Annotated in this window: 21 protein-coding genes and 1 tRNA gene; 11 read left to right on the plus strand and 11 right to left on the minus strand. The window is 56.1% G+C overall.

Features of this window, described 5'->3' with window-relative positions; genetic code table 11:
- Positions 1–41 precede the first annotated feature (41 nt).
- From ghrB to ABLV66_RS01025, 6 genes are all read right to left on the minus strand, one after another.
- A complete protein-coding gene (gene ghrB / locus ABLV66_RS01000) occupies positions 42–1,013 on the minus strand; it encodes a glyoxylate/hydroxypyruvate reductase GhrB (protein ID WP_063415760.1) in 972 nt (323 codons plus the stop codon).
- A gap of 24 nt (positions 1,014–1,037) precedes the next feature.
- Positions 1,038–2,318, minus strand: a complete 1,281-nt coding sequence (locus ABLV66_RS01005; RefSeq protein WP_045390750.1) for an MFS transporter — start codon at positions 2,316–2,318, stop codon at positions 1,038–1,040.
- A gap of 100 nt (positions 2,319–2,418) precedes the next feature.
- Positions 2,419–3,354 carry a sugar kinase gene (locus ABLV66_RS01010; RefSeq protein WP_213797583.1) on the minus strand — a complete coding sequence of 312 codons (936 nt, stop codon included), beginning with the start codon at positions 3,352–3,354 and terminating at the stop codon, positions 2,419–2,421.
- 3 nt (positions 3,355–3,357) lie between these two features.
- Entirely contained in the window at positions 3,358–4,107 is a 750-nt protein-coding gene (locus ABLV66_RS01015) for a sugar phosphate isomerase/epimerase family protein (RefSeq protein WP_348876594.1), read from the minus strand.
- Between the two features lie 109 nt (positions 4,108–4,216).
- The gene (locus tag ABLV66_RS01020; protein ID WP_045390758.1) at positions 4,217–5,233 is read right to left on the minus strand and encodes a LacI family DNA-binding transcriptional regulator; all 1,017 of its coding nucleotides are present in this window, start codon (positions 5,231–5,233) and stop codon (positions 4,217–4,219) included.
- Between the two features lie 102 nt (positions 5,234–5,335).
- Positions 5,336–5,998 (minus strand): OmpA family lipoprotein, encoded by a 663-nt coding sequence (locus tag ABLV66_RS01025; RefSeq protein WP_348876593.1) that lies wholly within the window; start codon positions 5,996–5,998, stop codon positions 5,336–5,338.
- A 168-nt stretch (positions 5,999–6,166) separates the two neighbouring features.
- On the opposite strand from ABLV66_RS01025, the gene ABLV66_RS01030 reads away from it, so the two are divergent.
- On the plus strand, positions 6,167–8,497 hold the full coding sequence (locus ABLV66_RS01030; protein ID WP_348876592.1) for a molybdopterin guanine dinucleotide-containing S/N-oxide reductase: 2,331 nt from the start codon (positions 6,167–6,169) through the stop codon (positions 8,495–8,497).
- Here ABLV66_RS01030 and ABLV66_RS01035 read toward each other — a convergent pair.
- The gene (locus ABLV66_RS01035) at positions 8,466–8,906 is read right to left on the minus strand and encodes an N-acetyltransferase (RefSeq protein ID WP_348876591.1); all 441 of its coding nucleotides are present in this window, start codon (positions 8,904–8,906) and stop codon (positions 8,466–8,468) included. The two genes, ABLV66_RS01030 and ABLV66_RS01035, sit on opposite strands and share 32 nt — an antisense overlap.
- Complete coding sequence (gene tag, locus ABLV66_RS01040; RefSeq protein WP_047047771.1) at positions 8,903–9,466, minus strand: DNA-3-methyladenine glycosylase I; 564 nt, start codon at positions 9,464–9,466, stop codon at positions 8,903–8,905. Before tag ends, ABLV66_RS01035 begins: the two co-directional genes overlap by 4 nt.
- 258 nt (positions 9,467–9,724) lie before the next feature.
- Between tag and ABLV66_RS01045 the strand changes: the two genes are divergently transcribed.
- From ABLV66_RS01045 to ABLV66_RS01090, 10 genes are all read left to right on the plus strand, one after another.
- On the plus strand, positions 9,725–10,309 hold the full coding sequence (locus tag ABLV66_RS01045) for an autotransporter outer membrane beta-barrel domain-containing protein (RefSeq protein WP_196796514.1): 585 nt from the start codon (positions 9,725–9,727) through the stop codon (positions 10,307–10,309).
- Positions 10,310–10,549: 240 nt separating this feature from the next.
- On the plus strand, positions 10,550–11,755 hold the full coding sequence (locus tag ABLV66_RS01050; protein WP_045390772.1) for an L-lactate MFS transporter: 1,206 nt from the start codon (positions 10,550–10,552) through the stop codon (positions 11,753–11,755).
- 222 nt (positions 11,756–11,977) lie between these two features.
- Positions 11,978–13,669 (plus strand): kdo(2)-lipid A phosphoethanolamine 7''-transferase, encoded by a 1,692-nt coding sequence (eptB, locus tag ABLV66_RS01055; protein WP_047067268.1) that lies wholly within the window; start codon positions 11,978–11,980, stop codon positions 13,667–13,669.
- A 91-nt stretch (positions 13,670–13,760) separates the two neighbouring features.
- Positions 13,761–13,837: transfer RNA gene (locus ABLV66_RS01060), tRNA-Pro, on the plus strand.
- A gap of 758 nt (positions 13,838–14,595) precedes the next feature.
- Entirely contained in the window at positions 14,596–16,203 is a 1,608-nt protein-coding gene (gene dppA / locus ABLV66_RS01065) for a dipeptide ABC transporter periplasmic-binding protein DppA (protein WP_047047780.1), read from the plus strand.
- 133 nt (positions 16,204–16,336) lie between these two features.
- Positions 16,337–17,356 carry a dipeptide ABC transporter permease DppB gene (dppB, locus tag ABLV66_RS01070; protein ID WP_002921786.1) on the plus strand — a complete coding sequence of 340 codons (1,020 nt, stop codon included), beginning with the start codon at positions 16,337–16,339 and terminating at the stop codon, positions 17,354–17,356.
- 9 nt (positions 17,357–17,365) lie between these two features.
- Positions 17,366–18,268: a dipeptide ABC transporter permease DppC gene (gene dppC / locus ABLV66_RS01075; protein WP_045390783.1), complete on the plus strand. Its 903-nt coding sequence runs from the start codon at positions 17,366–17,368 to the stop codon at positions 18,266–18,268.
- Positions 18,269–18,278: 10 nt separating this feature from the next.
- The gene (gene dppD / locus ABLV66_RS01080) at positions 18,279–19,262 is read left to right on the plus strand and encodes a dipeptide ABC transporter ATP-binding protein (RefSeq protein ID WP_045390786.1); all 984 of its coding nucleotides are present in this window, start codon (positions 18,279–18,281) and stop codon (positions 19,260–19,262) included.
- Positions 19,259–20,272, plus strand: coding sequence for a dipeptide ABC transporter ATP-binding subunit DppF (gene dppF, locus ABLV66_RS01085; protein WP_015369233.1), 1,014 nt, complete (start codon positions 19,259–19,261; stop codon positions 20,270–20,272). Before dppD ends, dppF begins: the two co-directional genes overlap by 4 nt.
- 298 nt (positions 20,273–20,570) lie before the next feature.
- On the plus strand, positions 20,571–20,678 hold the full coding sequence (locus ABLV66_RS01090; protein ID WP_015703763.1) for a type I toxin-antitoxin system toxin Ldr family protein: 108 nt from the start codon (positions 20,571–20,573) through the stop codon (positions 20,676–20,678).
- Between the two features lie 82 nt (positions 20,679–20,760).
- Here ABLV66_RS01090 and bcsG read toward each other — a convergent pair whose 3' ends face one another.
- Genes bcsG through bcsE form a run of 3 tightly spaced genes read right to left on the minus strand, consistent with a single transcriptional unit; the run spans position 20,761 to position 24,187 of the window.
- A complete protein-coding gene (gene bcsG, locus ABLV66_RS01095) occupies positions 20,761–22,440 on the minus strand; it encodes a cellulose biosynthesis protein BcsG (RefSeq protein WP_348876590.1) in 1,680 nt (559 codons plus the stop codon).
- Positions 22,437–22,634 (minus strand): cellulose biosynthesis protein BcsF, encoded by a 198-nt coding sequence (gene bcsF / locus ABLV66_RS01100; RefSeq protein WP_045390791.1) that lies wholly within the window; start codon positions 22,632–22,634, stop codon positions 22,437–22,439. Before bcsF ends, bcsG begins: the two co-directional genes overlap by 4 nt.
- On the minus strand, positions 22,631–24,187 hold the full coding sequence (bcsE, locus tag ABLV66_RS01105) for a cellulose biosynthesis protein BcsE (RefSeq protein WP_047047793.1): 1,557 nt from the start codon (positions 24,185–24,187) through the stop codon (positions 22,631–22,633). The genes bcsF and bcsE overlap by 4 nt, the downstream gene beginning before the upstream one ends.
- Positions 24,188–24,230 lie beyond the last annotated feature (43 nt).

Below are 24,230 nucleotides of genomic sequence, written 5' to 3' on the forward strand. Positions count from 1 at the left end.
GACGGCGTAAGCGCCGCCGGCCGGGCTTCTGCTTTTCTCGCTTACTTCACCTGCGGGTTCACACAGTTCTTCTCTACCTTGCCGTTCAACGCGTCAATCAGATTGTCTACCGCGCAGGCCGCCATGTTATAACGCGTCTCGTGGGTAGCGGAACCAATGTGCGGCAGCGCGACCACGTTCGGCAGTTTCAGTAATGGCGAATCTTTTGCCAGTGGTTCATGTTCAAAGACATCAAGACCGGCGGCGTGAATCTCACCGGCCTGCAGCGCCGCAATCAGCGCCTGCTCGTCAACCACCGGACCACGCCCGGCGTTAATGAAGATGGCGGAAGATTTCATTTTGGCAAACTGCGCTGCGCCGAACAGGTGGTGGGTCTCTTCGCTCAGCGGCAGGATCAGGCAGACGAAATCCGCTTCCTGTAACAGGGTATCCAGATCGCAGTAGCGGGCGTTAAAGCGCTCTTCCGCCTGCGGATGCTGACGGCGCGCGTTATACAGAATCGGCATGCCGAAACCGAAATGCGCGCGCTGCGCCAGCGCCATGCCAATGCGGCCCATGCCGACGATGCCTAAGGTTTTATGGTGTACATCGCAGCCGAACCAGTCCGGCCCGATGCTTTTGGTCCATTCGCCCGCTTTTACGCGTTCAGCGACCTCAACCACCCGACGCGCGGTGCTCAGCACCAGCGCCATCACCGTATCGGCGACGGTTTCGGTCAGCACGGTCGGCGTATGCATCAGCAAAATCTTGCGCGCGTTCAACGCATCGACATCAAAATTGTCGTAGCCGACAGACACGGTAGAGGTCGCACGCAGCTTCGGCATTTTCTCCAGTAACGCGGCGTCAACCTTTTCACTCGAACCCAGTAAACCTTCCGCCTGGGCGAAAGCCTCCGCGTGCTGTGAAACGGTTTCCGGACGCAGGTTTTTCACCTGGGTGACGGAAAAATGTTCCTCCAGACGATGTAACAGGTCGTCGGGAAGCGTTTTATAGAGAATGACAGACGGCTTCATGCGAATCTCCGTAGCGTAAGTAGTTCAGGCGTGATGAGCGCCAAGCGGAAGTTTTTGATTCTTAGCAGGCTTAACAATTAAAGTAAGCCATACCGAGGCGAAAAGCGCCACACCCATGAAAATGTACGAGGCGGACGGGCTGCCGGTTGCGCCGTTAAGATAGCCGACGAACCATGAGCCAAAGAAGGAACCCAGCGCTCCCATACTGTTGATCAGCGCCATCGCGCCGCCGGCGACGTTGCGCGGCAGCATCTCCGGGATAATCGCAAAGAACGGACCGTACGGGGCGTACATGGCCGCGCCGGCGATCACCAGCAGGGTATAAGAGACCCAGAAATGGTTGGCGCCGACGGCCCACGAGCCGATGAACGCCAGCCCGCCAATGAGCAGCAGCGGCCAGACAAACAGCTTACGGTTCTGCATCTTATCGGAAGCCCAGGAGACGGCAATCATCGCAATCGTTGCCGCCAGATAGGGTACTGAAGAGAGCCAGCCTACCTCGACCATCCCCATGTTTTCGCCGCCGCTGCGGATGATTGACGGCAGCCACAGTACGAAACCGTACACGCCGATGCTCCAGGCGAAATATTGCATACACAGTAGCACCACGTTGCGTGAACGGAAGGCTTCGCCATAGTTACGCACCGCTTTGATACCCTGCTGCTCGCGCTCCAGCTGTTCCTGCAGCGCCGCTTTTTCACTTTCCGCCAGCCAGTTCACCTGCGACGGTTTGTCTTTCACCAGTACCCACCAGCAGAAGGCCCAAATTACTGCAGGGATCCCTTCAAAGATAAACATTTCACGCCAGCCGAAGGCCTGGATCAGATAACCCGATACGACCGACATCCACAGTACGGTGACCGGGTTGCCGAGGATCAGGAAGGTGTTGGCGCGCGAACGCTCTGATTTGGTGAACCAGTTACTGATGTAAATCAGCATCGCCGGCATGACCGCCGCTTCCACCACGCCAAGAATAAAGCGGATGGCCGCCAGCGCCGGGATGTTATGCACTACGCCGGTCAGCGAGGCGCAGCCGCCCCACAGGATCAGGCAGATAAAGATAAGTTTACGCACGCTGCGGCGTTCGGCGTAAATCGCTCCGGGGATTTGGAAGAAGAAGTATCCAAGGAAGAAAAGGGCGCCCAGCAGCGATGAGATGCCTTTAGTGATGCCAAGGTCTTCGGTAATGCCCGCGGCCGATGCAAAGCTGAAGTTGGCGCGGTCAAGGTACGCCAGGCTATACGTGATAAACACGATAGGCATGATGTACCACCAACGTTTTGCTGCATTTGTTGAACTGTTCATAGGCTTGCCTCTGTCAATGAGGTGACATACGCCCGCCGGGACGGGCGCTGCTGTGCCGCACTGCATGTAGGGTACAGGACGGCTGTTTTAGGTGAAAAGATTATTCGCCCAGCGCTTCGCGGGTGGGCAGCCCTTCGCTATCGCCCTGGACCTGAATGGCCAGCGAGCCAATTTTGTTACCGCGGTTCACGGCTTGCGTCAGCGTTTTGCCTTCCAGCAGCGCGCTGATCACGCCGACGGCAAAGCCATCGCCCGCGCCGACGGTGTCCACCACGTTATCGACTTTAATCGCGGCGATGGCGCCCTGTTCGCCGTCGGCGGTCTTGAACCATGCGCCGTCGCAGCCGGTTTTAATCACCACCGCCTTAACGCCGCGCGACAGATAGAAATCAGCGATACCTTCCGGCGTCTGCTGGCCGGTAAGAATCACCCCCTCTTTTAAGCCTGGCAAAACCCAATCAGCCTGGAAGGCGAGGCTGTTCAGTTTCTCCACCATCTCGGCTTCGCTTTTCCACAGTACCGGGCGCAGGTTTGGGTCAAAAGAGAGGGTTTTCCCTTCGGCTTTCATTACGTTGGCCGCATGTTCCAGCAATGCATACGAGCTGTCGGACAGCGCGGCGGCGACGCCGCTTAAGTGCAAATGGCGGGCGCTGGTGAAGTAATCGGCGCGGAAATCTTCCGTCGACAGATGGCTGGCAGCCGATCCTTTACGGAAATATTCCACGATGGGATCGGTTCCATTTTCGACTTTAGATTTCATCTGGAAGCCGGTAGCGTAGCGCTCGTCAACGGCTACGCCGCGCGCGTCAATACCTTCTTTGGCCAGTGAATTCAGCACGAAACGGCCAAAACTATCGTTGCCGACGCGGCTCACCCAGCCCACCTTCAGCCCCAGTCGCGCCAGTCCGGTCGCCACGTTCAGTTCAGCGCCGGCCACGCGTTTGATAAAGCGTTCAACTTCCGCCAGTTCGCCGGTTTCGGTGGCGACAAACATCGCCATGGCTTCGCCAATGGTAATGACATCTAAGTTTTCCATGGCTTAATCCTCGCGTAGCAGATCAACGTAATGGCGGGTGACGGCGGTCAGGTCGTCGCCGACCAGCGGGAATTCAATACCGCGCGGCGCGTCGGCGGGCAGGTTATCGAGCAGCGCCAGCCAGCGTGCGTCCGCCTGGTCCGGTGGGACGGCGCGATACTTCTCATGATGAGGCTCCGCCGCCTTCACATGAATATAGCTGACTGCGGGGGCCAGATGGCGTGCGGCTTCTTCCGGCGAATCGCCGACCCACAGCCAGTTCCCCATGTCGAAAGTCAGCGTCACCGGCATCTGATGGACCCGACAGGCGGCTTTGAAGCGCTGCATCGGCGCCAGTTGGCCGCAATCGGTCTGGTCATTTTCCACCACCAGCGCCATGCCGCTGTCGCTCAGAATATCGCGCAGCGTCTCCAGCTGTTGATTATGGACGAAATGACCGAGGGAGAGCTTCAGCCACAGGGCGTTGAGGGTTTGCGCTTCCTCAAGTAATGACGGGAGATTAGGATTGAGCTCGCCATTGTCGGCGAACAGCGCTTGCGGCGCGGAGTAGCAGGCCTGCAGGCCCCGTTTTTCAATGTCGGCCGCCAGCGTCGGCAACTGCTTCAGTTCCGCCGCGCTGAACAGCTCGCGGCGAATTTCCACGCCATCGGCGCCGGAACCGGCGATAAAGGGTAATACGGCGGACTGCCCGCCAAGCGCTTTAACGTGGTCGTTGCCATAAGCGGCGGTGACGACAATGATTTTTCTGGCCATTGAACAAACTCCTGGCGTGGTGGGGCTTAACTCCCTATTACGCTAGATGGTACCGGTTCCAAAGAAAAGGCCAGGATGTTTAATTTATGATCGTCATCACGATGAATCGTTAACGAGAAGTTGATCCCCGCACAATGAGCTCGCCGGAGAACACCCGCTCGCAGATGGGGTCGCTGCCGCCTTCGATACGTCTGACGACCTGTTCGACTGCGGCATAGCCAATCTGCCAGGTTGGTTGTTTGAGGGTGGTGATGCCGACGCCGGCCAGCTCCGCCCATTCCAGCTCATCGAAGCCCAGCAGGCCGATATCGCTGCCCCAGATGAGGTCAACGCGCTTCAGCGAGCGGGCTACCTGTAACGTCAGGGCGCCGTTGGCGGAAATCACCGCTTTGCGCATTCCGCGGTGGCGGGCGTGGAACTGGCGCAGGACGTTATCCATCATGGCGCCATCGTTAAGCGGTACTTCAGCATTTTCCGCCACTACGCCAGTATAGCGCTGTAGGGTGGCGCGGAAGGCGTCCAGGCGCTCGCGGCGGGTGTTAACGGAGCCAATCGGCTCGCTTAAAAACAGCAGCGCTTCAAAACCCTTTTCTACCAGATGCTCGGTGGCGGTGGTGGCGGCCTGGGTGTTATCCAGCCCCACGACATCACAGGCGAAATCGGGGATTTTACGGTCGATAAGCACCATCGGCAGCGCGGATTGCTGCAGACGGTTGAGGCCTTCTTCGCGCATGCCGACCGCATTAACCACAATCCCTTCAACCTGATAGCTGCGTAAAAGGTCGAGATAGTGGAGCTCCTGATCGATTTCGTTGTTGGTATTACATACCAGCAAGGTGAAGCCTTTTTCGCGGCAGGCGGCTTCAATCCCGCTTAACACGTTCACGGAGTAAGGGTTAGTGATATCGGCGATGATCAGGCCAATCAGGCGGGTACGGCCATGTTTCAGGCCACGGGCCATCAGGCTGGGACGGTAGTTGAGCTCGGCAATCGCTTTTTCAATCCGCGCCAGTAGATCGTCGGATAGCAGATGCTTTTCGCCGTTGAGATAGCGTGAAATGCTGGTTTTACCGGTCTTCGCGGCTTTCGCCACGTCGCTGATGGTTGCTCGCGCCGCTTTCGCCATGATGGCTTCCTTTGCTGAAAATCTGCCAACACCTTAGCGCGAAAAATAGCGATATCAAGCATTTTGCCCGGCAGGAAGGCTGCCGGGCCGGAAACGAGAAGATTACTGCAGCGGGCTGAGGGTAATTTCCACGCGACGGTTCTGCGCTTTGCCTTCCGCCGTGCTGTTGCTGGCGATCGGGTTCTCCGGGCCCATGCCGGTGGTGCGAATACGGTTAGCCGCCACGCCCTGAGTGATGAGCGCGCTGGCGACGCTGTCGGCACGCTGTTGTGACAGACGCATGTTCAGATCGTTGCTGCCGGTGCTATCGGTATATCCGACGACGTTAACGGCGGTTTTCTCGTACTCTTTCAGCACCATCGCGACGCCGGTTAGGGTGTTGGCGCCTGCAGGTTTCAGGTTGGCGCTGCTGCTGTCAAAGGTGACGTTATTCGGCATGTTAAGCACGATGTTGTCGCCATTTCGCGTCACGCTGACGCCGGTTCCCTGCATTTTTTCGCGCAGTTTCGCTTCCTGCACGTCCATGTAGTAACCGATGCCGCCGCCGAGCGCCGCGCCTGCCGCTGCGCCAATCAGCGCGCCTTTGCCGCGGTCATGTTTGGAAGAGGAGAGCGCGCCGACGCCTGCGCCCACTAAGGAGCCGATACCCGCGCCGATGCCGGATTTTCCTGCTTCGCGTTCGCCGGTATAAGGGTTGGTAGTACAACCAGAAATAGCCAGTGTGCCGCTAACGATAGCAGCAATCATCAGTACGCGTTTTTTCATCTTATTTCCTTAATCCTTTTTATTCTTTGCCACCGCAAGCGTGACGGTTGATTATGACGTCCGAATACGGAGAAAATTCCCCGCAGGGTATCTCTTTTTGTAAGTAACATTGAACGGTTGACTAACAAACCGCCACAACACCTGCATTCGCTGACCCAGGAGCCTGCTTTGCCAACCTCATCTGCAACTAAAACCATCCTAACCGCGGCCCACTGGGGGCCAATGCTGGTAGAGACGGATGGTGAAAATGTGATTTCGTCCCGCGGCGCGCTGGACACTCCCTTCGCCAACTCGCTGCAAACGGCGGTGCGCGAACAGGTGCATAGTAAAACTCGCGTTCGCTATCCGATGGTGCGAAAAGGCTTTCTCGCCTCGCCCCAACAGCCGCAGGGCGTGCGCGGTCAGGATGAATTCGTGCGGGTAAGCTGGGAGCAGGCGCTTGACCTGATTGATGCTCAGCATCGGCGGATCCGTGAAAGCTACGGCCCGCAGTCGATTTTCGCCGGTTCCTATGGCTGGCGTTCTAACGGCGTGTTGCATAAGGCGGCAACCTTGCTGCAGCGCTATATGAGTCTTGCCGGGGGCTATACCGGCCACCTCGGCGATTATTCAACCGGCGCGGCGCAGGCGATCATGCCTTATGTGGTAGGCGGTAATGAAGTTTATCAGCAGCAGACCAGCTGGCCGCTTATTCTGGAGCACAGCGAGGTGGTGGTGCTGTGGAGCGCTAATCCGCTGAATACGCTGAAAATTGCCTGGAACGCCTCGGATGAACAAGGGATCCCCTGGTTTGATCGCCTGCGCCAGAGCGGCAAACGGCTGATCTGTATCGATCCCATGCGATCGGAAAGCGTTGATTTCTTTGGCGAATCAATGGAGTGGATCGCGCCGCATATGGGCACTGACGTCGCGTTGATGCTGGGGATCGCCCATACCCTGGTCGAGCATGGCTGGCAGGACGATGAATTCCTCGCCCGCTGTACCAGCGGTTATGACATTTTCGCCCGCTATTTGAGTGGTGAAAGCGATGGCGTCGCCAAAACCGCCGAATGGGCGGCGGCGATCTGCGGCGTAGCGGCGGATAAAATCCGCGAACTGGCAAAACTTTTCCATGAAAATACCACCATGCTGATGTCCGGCTGGGGCATGCAGCGCCAGCAGTTTGGCGAGCAAAAACACTGGATGCTGGTGACGCTGGCGGCGATGCTGGGGCAGATTGGCACGCCCGGCGGCGGTTTTGGTCTTTCTTACCACTTTGCCAACGGCGGCAACCCGACGCGCCGCGCCGCGGTGCTGGCCTCTATGCAGGGGAGCGTGGCGGGAGGAACCGATGCGGTGGAGAAAATCCCGGTCGCCCGTATCGTTGAGGCGCTGGAAAACCCTGGGGCAAGCTATCAGCACAACGGGATGACGCGACGCTTTCCCGATATCCGCTTTATCTGGTGGGCGGGCGGCGCCAACTTTACCCATCATCAGGATACCAACCGCCTGATTCAGGCCTGGCAGAAGCCGGAGCTGGTTGTGATTTCCGAATGCTTCTGGACCGCCGCCGCGCGCCATGCCGATATCGTCTTACCGGCGACCACTTCGTTTGAGCGCAACGATCTGACCATGACCGGCGACTACAGCAATCAGCATCTGGTGCCGATGAAGCGGGTGGTCGCGCCGCGCGATGAAGCGCGCGATGATTTCGATGTCTTTGCGGACCTGAGCGAACGCTGGGAGGCGGGCGGTCGCGAACGTTTCACCGAAGGAAAAAACGATTTGCAATGGCTGGAGACCTTCTACCAGATTGCCGCCCAACGCGGGGCGCAGCAGCAGGTGACGCTGCCGCCGTTTGCCGAATTCTGGCAGGCTAATCAGCTAATAGAAATGCCGGAAAACCCGGACAATGCCCGATTCTCCCGCTTCGCGGCATTCCGCGCAGACCCGCAGGCTAACCCGTTAAAAACCGCGAGCGGGAAAATTGAAATTCACTCGCCGACCATTGCCGGCTTTGGCTATGCCGATTGTCCGCCGCACCCGATGTGGCTCGAGCCTGATGAGTGGCACGGCAACGCCGAGGCGGGTCAGCTACAGGTGCTTTCCGCCCACCCGGCGCACCGCCTGCATAGCCAGTTGAACCAGACTTCGCTGCGAGAACGCTACGCCGTCGCCGGGCGCGAACCGCTGACTATCCATCCGCTGGACGCGCAGGCGCGCAATATCGCCGACGGCGATCTGGTGCGGGTGTGGAATTCACGTGGTCAGGTACTGGCCGGCGCGGTGGTCACGGAAGGTATTCGCCCGGGGGTGATTTGCCTGCATGAAGGCGCGTGGCCGGATATCGACCCCAATGTCGGAATTTGCAAAAACGGCGCGGTGAACGTGCTGACGAAAGATATTCCGACCTCGCGTCTGGGCAACGGTTGCGCCGGGAATACGGCGCTGGCATGGCTGGAAAAATATGATGGACCCGCGCTGGCGCTCAGCGCATTTGACCCGCCGGCCAATGCATAATCCAGGTCGGATGCTGGGTGTCGTCCTGCCACGCGCAGTCTTCTATACGGAAGCCCTGCGCGTGGTAGAAATTCACCGCCCGCACGTTTTTCTGATAAACCTCCAGACTTAGCCAGTCGTAGTGCTGCTTGACCTCATCAAGCAGCGCGCGGCCGATACCGTGGCGGATCGCTTGCGGGGTGACGAAAAGCGCCCCGACGAAGCGCGAATCCATCACGCTGACAAACCCTTTCAGCGCATCATTCTCCTGCCACACCCAGGTGGCGGCGGCGGGAAGATAGACATCGCGCACGACTTCCAGACTCTCCCGCCAGTAGCTTTCTGCAATGAACGGATGCGCGTAAATAGTGCTTTCCAGCCACAACTCGAGTAGCGGGCCGGTCTCTGCGGCATCCCATTTTTTGATCATGCTGGTCTCCCGGGGTGGCAACAGCAACCGGTCACGTGATCGTTGACTAACCCGCAGGCCTGCATAAATGAATAACAGATAGTGGAGCCGACGAATTTAAAGCCGCGCTTTTTCAGCGCCTTAGATAGAGCATCGGAGGCTGGTGTGGTGGTGGGGATTTCGGCGAGCGTCGCGGCATGGGTAATTTGCGGCTGATTATCGACAAACGACCAGACAAAATCGCTGAATGCTTCACCGTTGGCTTCCATGGCGAGAAACGCCCGCGCATTGCCGATGATGGCCTGGATCTTCCCCCGATGGCGGATGATGCCCGCATCCTGTAACAGGCGCTCGACGTCAGCTTCATCCATGGCCGCTACGCGAATCGGGTCAAACTGGTGAAAGGCCTGACGATAGTTTTCCCGTTTTTTCAGTACGGTTATCCACGAGAGTCCCGCCTGCTGGCCTTCGAGGCAGATCATTTCAAACAGCTTTTGCGGCGTTCTCTCGGCGACTCCCCATTCGTTATCGTGATACTGGATATAAAGAGGATCCTGGCTTACCCATCCGCAACGTTGCATGTTTCTCTCCCTTTCGTCAGAAAACTTTTTCATCCGCCTTGACGGCTGAAAGATAAAGATAATAGTTAATACAGGGAAACCACTTCCCATCAACTCCTTATACTTCAAGTTGCGTAGAAGTGGGCGGCAGCTCGAATTATTTTGAGTATAAAAACACAGCAACATTGCCGATTCGGCTCTTTTGGAGTCGCATTAATGATAATAAAGAAATGCAATGGCCTCCGGGGTGGGTTGGCCCCGGCGTGCATCACTATCTGGGTGTCGTGTGTTTCAGGCGCCAATGCCTGGCAACAGGAATATATCGCTAACGATACAAAAAGTAATACGTCGGAACGCTATACATGGGATAGCGATCACCAACCGCGTTATGAAGATATTCTCGCCGAGCGAATGAGGGCGTCAGAAGCGCCCGCCGGACTGGCGTTGAATCAGGCGCTGGTGCCGCCGGATTTGAGTCACGGCATGAGCGTGGGATGGAACTACTCACTGGCCAGCGGCGTGACCTCCGGGCCGGTCGCCAGCTTGCGTAGCGATCTCAACCCGCCGCCCGCGACGCGTCGTGCGGGCGAAAGTATTTACGTCAACACGCTCGGCTGGCGTATGGATTACCAACAGCTATGGGGCGTGCATCCATGGGCGCAGGTGAGCTATAACCAGTCTATCTCTATCGATAACAATGCGTCGATTAGCCGCGGAAAAGACGGTAGCTGGGGCGACGTCACGCTGGGCGCAGATATGCCGCTGGGTTCACATCTGGCGGCGTGGGCTACACTTTCACAGGCAGATAACGTTCCGTCGGGTGAAAATACGCTGTATCTGATGGGCGTCAGCGCCAATTTCTGACCGAATTTGTTACGCATTTGAAATGCAGTCGTTACTGTTAAATCTCAGTAACGGCGCGTTTCTGTGAGGTAGCGCACACTAACTTTTTGAGTGAAATTTAGGGAATGAATGTTTTGCAATGTCATTCATTCCGCCATAAATGCATTTCATTCCTCATTGATGGCAGTTCATGCCGTTTTCCCCCACCGGATTTGGGGATTTGGTTATTGTGGCGGCAGTTAATCCTTCAGGACATCTGCTATGAACGCTGCAAACACTCAATATACCCGTTGGCTCACGCTGATTGGCACGATCATTACGCAATTCGCTCTGGGATCGGTTTATACATGGAGTTTGTTTAATAGTTCTCTGGCCAGCAAATTGGACGAGCCAGTAAGCCAGGTGGCATTTTCCTTCGGCCTGTTAAGTCTTGGGCTGGCGTTATCCTCTTCCGTTGCCGGTAAATTGCAGGAACGCTTTGGCGTGAAACGCGTCACCATGGCATCCGGCATCCTGCTTGGCGTCGGCTTTTTCCTCACAGCCCATGCCAACAGCCTGATGATGCTGTGGTTGAGCGCCGGCCTGCTGGTCGGTCTGGCGGACGGCGCGGGCTATCTGCTGACGTTGTCGAACTGCGTGAAGTGGTTCCCCGAGCGTAAAGGTCTGATTTCCGCCTTCTCAATTGGCGCTTATGGCCTTGGCAGCCTCGGTTTTAAATTTATCGATAGTCACCTGCTGGCGACGGTCGGGCTGGAAAAAACCTTTGTTATCTGGGGCGCTATCGTACTGGTGATGATCGTCTTTGGCGCCACCATGATGAAAGATGCGCCGAATCATCCCGCGACCACTACCGCCAACGGCGTTGTCGAAAATGATTTCACCCTTGCTGAATCCATGCGTAAACCGCAGTACTGGATGCTGGCGGTGATGTTCCTGACGGCCTGCATGAGCGGTCTGTATGTGATTGGTGTAGCAAAAGATATCGCGCAGGGCATGGTGCATCTCGACGTGGCGACGGCGGCGAATGCGGTTACCGTGATTTCTATCGCTAACCTGAGCGGCCGCCTGGTGCTGGGTATCCTGTCCGACAAAATCTCCCGTATCCGCGTGATTACCATCGGTCAGGTGGTCTCCCTGGTTGGTATGGCGGCCCTGCTGTTCGCGCCGCTAAATGCGATGACCTTCTTTGCGGCGATTGCCTGTGTGGCCTTTAACTTCGGCGGCACCATTACCGTCTTCCCGTCGCTGGTAAGCGAGTTCTTTGGCCTCAATAACCTGGCGAAAAACTACGGCGTGATTTATCTCGGCTTCGGTATCGGTAGTATTTGCGGTTCGCTGATTGCCTCCGTGTTCGGCGGCTTCTACGTCACCTTCTGCGTCATCTTCGCTCTGCTGATTTTGTCGCTGGCGCTTTCCACTACCATTCGTCAGCCGAAAAGCGAAATTTACCACCAGGCGCACGCCTGATAGCATCGCCCTTCCTAAGCGAATAATGCCTTACCAGCCAGATATTTTGTAAATATCTGGCTGAATCACATTCCTCGCGGATACTTTTCCCATTTGCTGTGGTCTACTTAGCGCGCTTTGTAGAGGTTTCCGATAACCAACCCAGACGCACTTAATTAATCTTCCTGTTTATATCGTTTTAATCAGGGCGGTTTTATCTCTTCGTTTCCCAGGTTTGCTTGCATGAAATACATTAAAACGATGTCGCAGCAGAAGCTGAGTTTTTGGCTTGCGCTGTACATCGGCTGGTTTATGAACGCCGCGGTGTTTTTCCGTCGTTTCGATGGTTACGCTCAAGAGTTTACCGTCTGGAAAGGGTTGTCCGGAGTGGTGGAACTGGTGGCGACGGTGCTGGTCACCTTCTTCCTGCTGCGTCTGCTCTCGTTATTTGGCCGTCGGGTCTGGCGCATCTTAGCCACGCTGGTGGTGCTGTTTTCCGCTGGGGCAAGTTATTACATGACTTTCCTCAATGTGGTGATTGGCTACGGCATAATCGCTTCGGTGATGACCACCGATATTGACCTTTCGAAAGAGGTTATCGGCTGGCATCTGATCCTCTGGCTGGCCGCGGTTAGCGTGTTGCCGCTCCTTCTTATCTGGAGCAACCGCTGCCGTAAGACGCTGCTGCAACAGGTCAAAACGCCGGGTCAGCGGGTGAAAAATATCCTGATAGTCGTGCTGGCCGGGCTGATGGTCTGGGGGCCGATTCGCCTGCTGGAAGTGCGCCAGAAGAACGTTGAGCGCAATTCAGAGGTCGATATGCCAAGCTACGGCGGCGTCATTGCCAACTCGTATCTGCCTTCAAACTGGCTGTCGGCGCTCGGGCTGTACGCCTGGGCGCAGGTGGATGAGTCGTCTGATAATAAATCTTTGATTAATCCGGCGAAAAAATTCACCTACGTGGCGCCGCAGGATCTTGATGATACTTACGTGGTGTTTATCATCGGCGAGACCACCCGCTGGGATCATATGGGTATACTCGGCTATAACCGCAATACCACGCCGAAGCTGGCGCAAGAGAAGAATCTTGTCGCATTCCGCGGCACCTCTTGCGATACCGCCACCAAGCTGTCGTTGCGCTGTATGTTTGTGCGTGAGGGCGGGGCGGATGATAATCCGCAGCGGACGTTGAAAGAGCAGAATGTGTTCGCTGTTCTGCACCAGCTAGGTTTTGCCGGCGACCTGTACGCCATGCAGAGCGAGATGTGGTTCTACAGCAATACGATGGCCAACAATATCGCCTATCGCGAGCAGATCGGCGCCGAGCCGCGCAACCGCGGCAAGAACGTGGATGATATGCTGCTGGTCGATGAGATGAAGCGCGGTATGGAGCAAAATCCTGATGGCAAGCGCTTGATTATCCTGCATACCAAGGGATCGCATTTTAACTACACCCAGCGGTATCCGCGCAGCTTCGCGCAATGGAAACCGGAGTGTATCGGCGTGGACAGCAAATGTTCGAAGGCCGAGTTGATAAACTCTTACGATAATAGCGTCACCTACGTGGATCACTTTATCGTCAGCGTGCTGGACCAACTGCGTGATAAAAAGGCTATCGTGTTCTACGCCGCCGATCACGGCGAGTCGATTAATGAACACGAACATCTGCACGGTACGCCGCGTATGATGGCGCCGCCGGAACAGTTCCGCGTGCCGATGATGGTCTGGATGTCGGATAAGTATCTGGCGAACCCGGACCATGCCGCCTCCTTTGCGCGTCTCAAGCAGCAGGCGGCGACGAAGGCTCCGCACCGTCACGTTGAGCTGTATGACACCATTATGGGTTGTCTTGGTTATACCTCGCCGGACGGCGGGATTAATGAAAACAATAACTGGTGTCGCGTGCCGGCTTCGAAGAAAGCGGTGAAAGAATAGCTGCAGTGGCGAGATTCTCGCCGCTTGATTGATTTTTTGCTAATAAGGCATTGACGGGTGTGCATCCCAGCAGTAAGATGCGCCCCGCATTCGGTGATTGGCGCAGCCTGGTAGCGCACTTCGTTCGGGACGAAGGGGTCGGAGGTTCGAATCCTCTATCACCGACCAAATTCGAAAAGCCTGCTCAACGAGCAGGCTTTTTTTGCATCTGTGGCCCGAAGAGGATGAGAACCTCCGGGGGCAGAGGTTCGACTCGAGCGCTTCCCTGATTGCGGCGCAAGCGCCTTATCAGGGCTACATTCGCACAGCGCATAACCAGCCCGGTAGCCCGGCTAAGCGCAGCGCAAGCCGGGGTGAAAACCTTGTCAGAATCACAAAAATCGCATTTCCCCGCGCATCTCGCCAGCTGTTCGCTGTTTTGTGACATCTTCCATTGCTTTTTTTTATCGATGAATAGATCTTTTTTCGCGAAGCTTATGACTAAGTACAGCATTTTCCGCTGTGCGTTTTAACGTTCGCGCTATTAATCGCTCACATAATGGCCACATGGGAAGAAATTTTCACCATTTTTAAGAATTGTTTATCACCAGATGTTGCAAACTATTAAGGGCTTTATTCTGGTTTATTGCCGGTAGCATAAATTTCTCTGCTGAAAATAGCGCCATCAAGTTTTTTTAATCTTTGCCCACCGATTCTCACCCCTGACGCAAAACCCGGTTAGCTGTATTGACGTTTCTCCATTCTGTTGACAGATTGTACGGCATGAGGGGCATTTCATGGAGAATCCGTACTGCAACTCAGTCGTTTTAGCGAACGGAATCCCCATCTCTCTCAACGCCTTCGGGCACCACCGACCAGACCGGGTAAAAAATAAATAAAGGTCTGGCGGCTATATGCAAACAACATCACAGTTTTGGAGCAGAATAATGAGTATTTCCTTGAAAAAGTCAGGGATGCTGAAGCTTGGTCTGAGCCTGGTCGCCATGACCGTCGCCGCAAGCGTACAAGCTAAAACCCTGGTTTATTGTTCTGAAGGTTCGCCGGAAGGCTTTAACCCACAGCTATTCACCTCTGGTACCACCTATGACGCCAGCTCGGTACCTATTTACAACCGCCTGGTTGAATTCAAAACCGGTACGACCGAAGTTATTCCTGGCCTGGCTGAGAAGTGGGATGTCAGCGAGGATGGTAAAACCTATACTTTCCACCTGCGTAAAGGCGTGAAGTGGCAGGATAATAAAGATTTTAAACCGACGCGCGATCTGAATGCCGACGACGTGGTGTTCTCCTTCGACCGTCAGAAAAATGACAAAAATCCGTACCATAAAGTCTCTGGCGGCAGCTATGAGTACTTCGAAGGGATGGGCCTGCAGGACCTGATTAGCGAAGTGAAGAAAGTGGACGATAATACCGTCCAGTTCGTGCTGACTCGCCCGGAAGCGCCGTTCCTCGCTGACCTGGCGATGGACTTTGCTTCTATCCTGTCGAAAGAATATGCCGACAACATGCTGAAAGCCGGCACGCCGGAAAAAGTAGACCTCAACCCAATCGGCACCGGCCCATTCCAACTGCTGCAGTACCAAAAAGACTCGCGCATTCTGTATAAAGCCTTCCCGGGCTACTGGGGCACCAAGCCGCAGATCGATCGTCTGGTCTTCTCCATCACCCCTGACGCTTCCGTACGCTACGCCAAGCTGCAGAAAAACGAATGCCAGGTGATGCCTTATCCGAACCCGGCTGACATCGCGCGCATGAAGGAAGATAAAAACATCAACCTGCTGGAACAGCCGGGTCTGAACGTGGGTTATCTCTCCTTCAACACCGAGAAAAAACCGCTCGATAACGTCAAAGTTCGCCAGGCGCTGACCTACGCGGTGAACAAAGAAGCGATCATCAAAGCCGTTTATCAGGGCGCCGGCCAGTCGGCGAAGAACCTGATCCCGCCGACCATGTGGGGCTATAACGATGACGTTAAAGACTACACCTACGATCCTGAAAAGGCGAAGCAGCTGCTGAAAGAAGCGGGCATGGAAAAAGGCTTCACCATCGACCTGTGGGCAATGCCGGTACAGCGTCCGTATAACCCGAACGCGCGCCGTATGGCTGAAATGATCCAGGCTGACTGGGCGAAAGTCGGCGTACAGGCCAAGATCGTCACCTATGAGTGGGGCGAGTACCTGAAACGTGCAAAAGCGGGCGAACACCAGACCGTGATGATGGGCTGGACCGGCGACAACGGGGATCCGGATAACTTCTTCGCAACTCTGTTCAGCTGCGCCGCGGCGAAAGACGGCTCTAACTACTCTCGCTGGTGCTACAAGCCGTTTGAAGACCTCATTCAACCGGCGCGCGCCACCGACGACCACAACAAGCGTATTGAACTGTACAAACAGGCTCAGGTAGTGATGCATGACCAGGCTCCGGCGCTGATCATCGCCCACTCCACCGTTTACGAGCCAGTGCGTAAAGAAGTCAAAGGCTATGTGGTTGATCCGCTTGGCAAACACCACTTCGATAACGTCTCTGTCGAATAATAAGCACGATGCCTGACCCCCTCTCCCCGCGTGGGAGAGGCGGGGGGCGTATTCCCGCTATTCGGGGAATACATTTGTGAGCAATACAGACGCCTTGTCACCAGGCCTGGCGTCACTAGAGAGAATCCGGGTTATGTTGCAGTTTATTCTCCGACGTTTGGGACTCGTCATCCCGACATTTATCGGTATTACCCTTCTCACCTTTGCCTTCGTGCATATGATCCCCGGCGATCCGGTGATGATTATGGCGGGCGAACGTGGTATTTCCCCCGAACGTCACGCGCAGCTGCTGGCCGAAATGGGCCTCGATAAGCCGCTGTGGCAGCAATATGCCCATTATATTTGGGGCGTACTGCACGGTGATTTAGGGATCTCGCTGAAAAGCCGCATTCCTGTGTGGCAAGAGTTTGTGCCACGCTTCAAGGCCACCCTCGAACTGGGCGTCTGCGCGATGATTTTCGCCGTCGCCGTCGGTATTCCGGTGGGCGTGCTGGCTGCGGTAAAACGCGGCTCCATCTTTGACCATACCGCCGTAGGCCTGGCGCTGACCGGCTACTCGATGCCTATCTTCTGGTGGGGCATGATGCTGATTATGCTGGTTTCGGTACAGTTGAACCTGACGCCGGTCTCCGGGCGTATCAGCGATACGGTATTCCTTGACGATACTCTGCCGCTGACCGGTTTTATGCTGATTGACACCGCCATCTGGGGTGAACAGGGCGACTTTATCGATGCCTTAATGCATATGATCCTACCCGCCATCGTGCTGGGTACGATTCCGCTGGCGGTGATCGTGCGTATGACCCGATCGTCGATGCTGGAAGTGCTGGGCGAGGATTACATCCGTACCGCTCGCGCTAAGGGGTTAACCCGCATGCGGGTGATTGTCATCCATGCGCTACGCAACGCGATGCTGCCGGTGGTTACGGTGATTGGTCTGCAGGTGGGCACGCTGCTGGCGGGCGCCATTCTGACCGAAACGATTTTTTCGTGGCCAGGTTTAGGCCGCTGGCTTATCGATGCGCTACAGCGCCGCGATTATCCAGTTGTGCAGGGCGGGGTGCTGCTGGTGGCGACGATGATTATTCTCGTCAACCTGCTGGTCGACCTGCTGTACGGTGTGGTGAACCCGCGTATCCGGCATAAGAAGTAAGGGGCCATCATGTCACAAATTACAGAAAATAAAGTTGTCGCCGCGCCGGTGCCAATGACCCCGCTGCAGGAGTTCTGGCACTATTTCAAACGCAACAAAGGGGCAGTCGTCGGGTTGGTATACGTGGCGGTGATGATTATCATCGCGGTATTCGCCAACTTTCTCGCCCCTTATAACCCGGCGGATCAGTTCCGTGATTCGCTGCTGGCACCGCCGTTCTGGCAGGATGGCGGCAGTATGGCGCACCTGCTTGGCACCGATGACGTGGGGCGCGATATTCTCTCGCGCCTGATGTACGGCGCGCGCCTGTCGCTGCTGGTGGGCTGTCTGGTGGTAGTGCTGTCGCTGATCCTCGGCGTAGTGCTGGGGCTGGTTGCTGGCTATTTCGGCGGGGTGGTGGACTCCATCATCATGCGCGTGGTCGATATCATGCTGGCGCTGCCCAGCCTGCTGCTGGCGTTGGTGCTGGTGGCTATCTTCGGGCCGTCAATCGTCAATGCTTCGCTGGCGCTCACCTTCGTCGCCCTACCGCACTATGTGCGTCTGACGCGCGCGGCGGTGCTGGTGGAAGTGCACCGCGATTACGTGACCGCTTCCCGCGTAGCGGGCGCCGGCGCGATGCGCCAGATGTTCGTTAATATTCTCCCTAACTGCCTTGCGCCGCTGATCGTTCAGGCGTCGCTGGGCTTCTCTAACGCCATTCTCGACATGGCAGCGCTGGGGTTCCTCGGCATGGGTGCGCAGCCGCCGACGCCTGAGTGGGGCACCATGCTTTCCGACGTATTGCAGTTCGCGCAAAGCGCCTGGTGGGTGGTGACCTTCCCGGGCGTGGCGATCCTGCTGACGGTGCTGGCATTTAACCTGATGGGTGACGGTCTGCGTGACGCGCTCGATCCCAAACTGAAGCAGTAAGAGGTTCGAGATGGCGTTATTAAATGTAGATAAATTATCGGTGCATTTCGGCGAGCAAAATGCGCCGTTCCGCGCCGTGGACCGCATCAGCTATAGCGTGAAGCAGGGCGAAGTAGTCGGTATCGTGGGCGAGTCGGGTTCCGGTAAGTCGGTGAGTTCGCTGGCGATTATGGGCCTGATTGACTACCCCGGTCGGGTGATGGCGGACAAACTGGAATTTAACGGCCGCGATCTGCAGCGAATTTCGGAAAAAGAGCGGCGTCAGCTGGTGGGGGCGGAAGTGGCAATGATCTTCCAGGATCCGATGACCAGCCTCAACCCGTGCTTTACCGTCGGCTATCAGATAATGGAAGCGATTAAGGTCCATCAGGGCGGCAATAAGCAAACCCGCCGCCAGCGGGCGATCGACCTGCTGAACCTGGTGGGTATTCCTGACCCGGCGTCGCGGTTGGACGTTTACCCGCATCAGCTTTCCGGTGGGATGAGCCAGCGCGTGATGATCGCGATGGCTATCGCCTGCCGGCCAAAACTGCTGATTGCCGATGAACCGACCACCGCGCTGGATGTGACCATTCAGGCGCAGATTATCGAACTGCTGCTGGAGTTGCAGCAGCAAGAAAATATGGCGCTGGTGTTGATTACCCATGACCTGGCGCTGGTGGCGGAAGCCGCGCATAAAATTATCGTCATGTACGCGGGTCAGGTGGTGGAGACCGGTGATGCGAAAGATATCTTCCGCGCGCCGCGCCATCCTTACACCCAGGCGCTGCTGCGCGCGCTGCCGGAGTTTGCCCAGGATAAGGCGCGTCTCGCATCGCTACCGGGGGTTGTTCCGGGGAAATATGACCGCCCAAACGGCTGCCTGCTGAACCCGCGCTGCCCCTATGCCACGGATAAATGCCGGAGTGAAGAGCCCGCGCTCGCGGATCTCGACGGCGGCCGTCAGTCAAAATGCCACTACCCACTCGATGATGCCGGGAGGCCTGGATTATGAGTACGCAAAAGGCCGCCACGCAACAACCGCTGTTGCAGGCCATTGATCTGAAAAAACACTATCCGGTGAAGAAAGGGTTGTTTGCTCCGGAACGGTTGGTGAAAGCGCTGGACGGCGTCTCTTTTACCCTTGAACGCGGTAAAACGCTGGCGGTGGTGGGGGAGTCGGGATGCGGCAAATCGACGCTGGGTCGTTTGCTGACGATGATTGAAATTCCCACCGGCGGCGAGCTGTATTATCAGGGGCAGGATCTGCTCAAGCACGACCCGCAGGCGCAAAAGCTGCGGCGGCAAAAAATCCAGATTGTGTTTCAGAATCCATATGGTTCGCTGAACCCGCGTAAAAAAGTGGGGCAGATTCTGGAAGAGCCGCTGTTGATCAACAGTAGCCTGAGCAAAGAGCAGCGGCGTGAAAAAGCGCTGGCGATGATGGCGAAGGTGGGCCTGAAAACGGAACATTACGATCGCTACCCGCATATGTTCTCCGGCGGCCAGCGCCAGCGTATCGCTATTGCCCGCGGACTGATGCTGGATCCGGATGTGGTGATAGCCGATGAGCCGGTTTCCGCGCTGGATGTTTCGGTACGTGCGCAGGTGCTGAACCTGATGATGGACCTGCAGCAGGATTTAGGCTTGTCCTACGTGTTTATCTCCCACGATCTCTCGGTCGTCGAGCACATCGCTGATGAAGTCATGGTGATGTATCTTGGCCGCTGCGTGGAGAAGGGGACCAAGGACCAGATCTTTAATAACCCGCGTCATCCGTATACTCAGGCCCTGTTGTCAGCGACGCCGCGTCTGAACCCGGACGATCGACGCGAGCGCATCAAGCTCACCGGCGAACTGCCGAGCCCGCTGAATCCGCCGCCGGGCTGCGCCTTCAATGCGCGCTGCCGCCGACGCTTTGGCCCATGCACCCAGCTTCAGCCGCAGCTTAAGGATTACGGCGGCCAACTGGTGGCTTGCTTTGCCGTTGATCAGGATGAGAATCCCGAGAAAGCGCGGGCGTGATGGGAAGCGGGTTGTCGCGTGATGATTTCTGCGGGGGAGAGCTGGAATGCGCCTCGCAGATTGCCAAAGGGCGTGGTGAAGGCGATGACTCAGAGCAGTAGAATCGACGCCAAGCCGGGTTCGCCCGGTGAGGCGCAATGTTGCGGGGGCTTGAACCCCGGCGGCATAGATAAGTTGCTGGAAAGAGAAAACCCTCGCACGTTGCTGGTGTTAACCAGGCAACTGAACGAGGGCTATCATAACTCCAGACAAGTTAAAGATAGCCGCGAACGGTTGCCATTGCAATACAGGCGGCTCTATGACGCTCACACAGTTAGGTCTGATCTTATGGGACGATCTGGCGGCGCCGATAATTGCTGGCATCGTGGTCAGCATTATCGTCAGCTGGATGCACAACCAGAAGTGACGGACCGGCGGGCGTGAGTCTGCTGCGTTGGCAATTTGCGCCCGAACAGGCCGCAGGAATTCTCCTGCGGCCTTTTTCGTCTTTACTGCGGATACGGCACCCAACTGCCGCCGTTTAGCTGCACGTAGGGTTTGCCCTGATACTGAATGACAATGGCGTTGGAGTTTTCTGATACCGCCGCGGTCTGCGGCAGATTTGCGGTATATTGCTGCCAGTTGACGTTATCTTCGGTAAACATCTTACCGTCCAGGGCGCGCACCACGAGTTCAGAAACCGCGAGGTAGCTGGAAGGCTGAGTGATTTCCACCGCGGCGCCCTGATGCGGTGCCTTCATGCCGAAGAATTTCACCGCCGCAGGTACGTTGGTAATCGACGGGCTTGGGATATCGCGCAGCCCGGAAACCTGCATCTTATCCCCCTTCAGCGCGGCGCCGTGTTCCGGCACCACCACCACCATCACTTTACGCCCCGATTTTTCCAGTTCGGTGAAGAAGGCGTCCAGCTCATCAAAGAACTTCTGCGCGCGGGCCTTATAGTCGGCCGTTTTGCTTTGGCCGGGATAATGGTTGCCATCGTGCAGCGGCAGCGTGTTGTAGAAGGTCGCGGTACGGGGCGTGTTAAGCTTCTCGGTAGACTGTAGCCAGCGATCGAGCGTCGCCTGGTCGTCGTAAACCGGCGATCCGTCGAAGCCTTGCAGGATTACCGGTAAACCGCTCTGATCCATCAGCGGACTCTGCATGCCGCCGAGCGAGCGAACCTCTTTGAGGAAGTCGCCGAATACGCCGTTATGCCCCAGCATCAGCTGTTGGGTAAAGCCGAGTTTGGCCAGATTTTCGAACAGGTAGCACTCGTTGCCAGACGGCTGATACAGGTTGTTATGCGATAGCTGGCCGCAGCTGGCGCGCAGCAGGCGAACGGCTGCCGGGCCGCTGTAGGAAGTGGCGGAGTTAAAGTTTTTGAAGAGGATATCGAAATGTTTCCACAGCGGATGATCCATCAACCCGGCAGCCTCAATGTCTGACCATGACAGGGAACAGATATTAATAACCAGCAGATCGAACGGCTGCGCATCCCCAGGCAGCTGATCCGGGAACGGTGTTTTTCTTTTCTGTTCAGAAGCATAGAAAGTTTTCAGCCAATTGCTAAGGTTAGCTGAGGTTGGCGGTTCGGTCTGCGGCGGGATATCGCCGCTGGCGGCGGCGCTGGCTGATGCCGCGGCTGTTGTCGTTCCACCGGTCGTTGCCGCCGGCGTGGCCGCTGCGGTGGTCGGCTGCCCGGCGGGCCATAAAGTAAAGGAGGGCAGCAGCGGGCTGATAACCAGCCAGACCATGATCGCCGAAACGAAGACGGTAACGCGCAGCCATTGACTGATGAATAGCCACAGCACCAGCAGCACAAAGAAGGCGCCGACCATATTCCAGTTAATAAAACGGGTGATCAGGTCCCAGATGTAATCGGCGCTGAAACCGGCGATTTGCGAGCCCTGGCTCATGATGCTTTCCGGACCCGGTAACCAGGTGTCATGCCAGAACAGGGCAAAGCCGAGCGGAATCGCTATCCAGTGGCGTATCCGGTGCAGTTTTTCACGGGGGATCGGCACCAGCAAAAAGGCGAGGAACACCAGGTTGAGCATTGGATGGAAGTTCAGGTATCCCGCCCACAGCAGGGCAAACTTCACGAGAAAATAGAAGTTCCAGCCGGACAGGCCGCGCCAGTACTGCCATAGCGGAAGCGGCGTAGCGGTAGTTTTTGCTTTGGTCATTTTTTCGGTTTGCCCTGCCTGGTCGCGCTCTCCCGGCGCAGTACGCCGGCCGGTTTCACGAAACGGGGTTTAAAGAACATCAAACGTAAAGTGGTGCGAATACGGCGCTGATAATGGCGCGTCAGGTATCCCAGCGGGAAAAATAGCAGGGCGCACAATACGATCAGCTGAATGATATCGGCGATAGACATCATGACCGCGGTTCTCCGTCGGTGGAGAGTCGCCAGGGTTCAGGGATTCGCCGCCACTGGCGCCCATCGTGTTTAACGTTAAGGGCTTCGTTTTTGCCCACCGTAATCGGCAGCGGCGTGTTCCAGTTGTCAGGAGATATGCCGCGCATCAACAGGATTTCCGCGGAAATTTGCTTATCTTCGAACCAAATCATACGGTTAGAGAAAATGTCTCCGGTCGGTAAAGGGAAGATATGGTTTAACGCCGTGTCCAGGTCATTTACCCGGCAAAACGATAAAAACAGCACTAATCGATTATTACCGATCGTCGCGATATCGCCCATGCGGTTGGGTTTACAAAGGGTTAACGCCTGTTCGACACGTAGCCCCGGCGCGGGGCGCAGCGCCACCATTACCCCTTTGCTATCCGGCGGCAGCAGCGTGTTGGCCATGATATTGCTGACCGCTTCACAGAAGGCGTCCCACTTTTGATAACCGCGAAGTTTAAGCGGCCGGCTCCAGGTCAACAGCGTGTTGAAGTCTTCCGGAACGTGGCGAGTAAATTTCTGCTTTTGCACGCTTTCAATAAGCGTGAGGCAGCGAGAAAGCCCGGCGCTGCAGGGGATTACCATGTTGGCGCCGCTGCTTAACAGCAAGCGTTCATCGGTGGCGCGCAGGCTCGGCGTTTGTTCACGTACCACGATTTTTAAGGCGCTGCCTCGCTGGCGACGCAGGGTATGGATATAGCGTCCGAGCTGCTCTATTTGCTCATTTTGGGTAATGGAAAATAGCAAGGTGGCCGCCTGCGCGGTACGACCGGCTTCAAAGACGGCGTCATTGGTTTCGAACAGCGTCCAGTATTCGGAAAGCGCAGGCGCCCCTTCCAGCACGCGCAAATTACTGAGGACGATTTTTTCGTCGCTACGCGGTTGCACTGCCGCTTCTTCGCTCTGCGCCAGCCGCCAGCCCTCATCATCGTGTAAAATAACCAGCTGCTGCTGCGCGCTAATACCTTTCTCACTGCCCCACCACGCGATATCAAATAGATGGCTATCGCCCTGATAACGAATGCTCGCCAGCCCGGAAAGGGCGCGGTACTGGCGTAATAACGGAGAAAGTTGTTTGTCGGTATCATTAGCCGAATTAAGTACCATAAGAGAGCAGTTATGGTATTTGGCCCATCGATTAGATTTTTCTACCCAATGGAGTAATTCTTCTGTTTTTATATTTTGCCAGGAATTTTCTGTACATAGCAGAATAAATAAATAGTTGCCAGGTTCCATAGAACAAAGTATGTCGCGGTGCAACTCCTGCAGGCCTTCCGGGCGATCTGGCATCGTGAATAGTGCGATTTTATCAGGACCGCGATATTTTCTTAATGATATGACTTCATTAGGTTTTTTACCCATTATTATGGCGGCGACCTTGCTTTCCGGAGCCTGGCTTTCCAGCGTTTGATTCAGCAGGCTGACGGCGTCGGCATAGCGGTCGACATTAAGCCACCATACCCCGCCAACGGGCATATGGCATACTTCGTCCCATAATGATGAAATACCCAATGTATATACAATATCCACGATGTTCCTCGCGTGCCCTATTTACAATGATTAGTTTACTAGC

This window comes from Klebsiella sp. CN_Kp073, assembly GCF_040065495.2.
Lineage (GTDB): Bacteria > Pseudomonadota > Gammaproteobacteria > Enterobacterales > Enterobacteriaceae > Klebsiella > Klebsiella aerogenes.

Excerpts from the sequence above, each read along its gene's own strand:
- ghrB (WP_063415760.1), bottom strand. The coding sequence starts at position 1,013 with ATGAAGCCGTCTGTCATTCTCTATAAAACGCTTCCCGACGACCTGTTA.
- dppB (WP_002921786.1), top strand. The coding sequence starts at position 16,337 with ATGTTGCAGTTTATTCTCCGACGTTTGGGACTCGTCATCCCGACATTT.
- ABLV66_RS01050 (WP_045390772.1), top strand. The coding sequence starts at position 10,550 with ATGAACGCTGCAAACACTCAATATACCCGTTGGCTCACGCTGATTGGC.
- dppF (WP_015369233.1), top strand. The coding sequence starts at position 19,259 with ATGAGTACGCAAAAGGCCGCCACGCAACAACCGCTGTTGCAGGCCATT.
- ABLV66_RS01005 (WP_045390750.1), bottom strand. The coding sequence starts at position 2,318 with ATGAACAGTTCAACAAATGCAGCAAAACGTTGGTGGTACATCATGCCT.
- dppD (WP_045390786.1), top strand. The coding sequence starts at position 18,279 with ATGGCGTTATTAAATGTAGATAAATTATCGGTGCATTTCGGCGAGCAA.
- tag (WP_047047771.1), bottom strand. The coding sequence starts at position 9,466 with ATGCAACGTTGCGGATGGGTAAGCCAGGATCCTCTTTATATCCAGTAT.
- eptB (WP_047067268.1), top strand. The coding sequence starts at position 11,978 with ATGAAATACATTAAAACGATGTCGCAGCAGAAGCTGAGTTTTTGGCTT.
- ABLV66_RS01025 (WP_348876593.1), bottom strand. The coding sequence starts at position 5,998 with ATGAAAAAACGCGTACTGATGATTGCTGCTATCGTTAGCGGCACACTG.
- bcsF (WP_045390791.1), bottom strand. The coding sequence starts at position 22,634 with ATGATGTCTATCGCCGATATCATTCAGCTGATCGTATTGTGCGCCCTG.
- ABLV66_RS01010 (WP_213797583.1), bottom strand. The coding sequence starts at position 3,354 with ATGGAAAACTTAGATGTCATTACCATTGGCGAAGCCATGGCGATGTTT.
- ABLV66_RS01090 (WP_015703763.1), top strand. The coding sequence starts at position 20,571 with ATGACGCTCACACAGTTAGGTCTGATCTTATGGGACGATCTGGCGGCG.
- dppC (WP_045390783.1), top strand. The coding sequence starts at position 17,366 with ATGTCACAAATTACAGAAAATAAAGTTGTCGCCGCGCCGGTGCCAATG.
- bcsG (WP_348876590.1), bottom strand. The coding sequence starts at position 22,440 with ATGACCAAAGCAAAAACTACCGCTACGCCGCTTCCGCTATGGCAGTAC.
- dppA (WP_047047780.1), top strand. The coding sequence starts at position 14,596 with ATGAGTATTTCCTTGAAAAAGTCAGGGATGCTGAAGCTTGGTCTGAGC.
- ABLV66_RS01020 (WP_045390758.1), bottom strand. The coding sequence starts at position 5,233 with ATGGCGAAAGCGGCGCGAGCAACCATCAGCGACGTGGCGAAAGCCGCG.
- ABLV66_RS01035 (WP_348876591.1), bottom strand. The coding sequence starts at position 8,906 with ATGATCAAAAAATGGGATGCCGCAGAGACCGGCCCGCTACTCGAGTTG.
- ABLV66_RS01015 (WP_348876594.1), bottom strand. The coding sequence starts at position 4,107 with ATGGCCAGAAAAATCATTGTCGTCACCGCCGCTTATGGCAACGACCAC.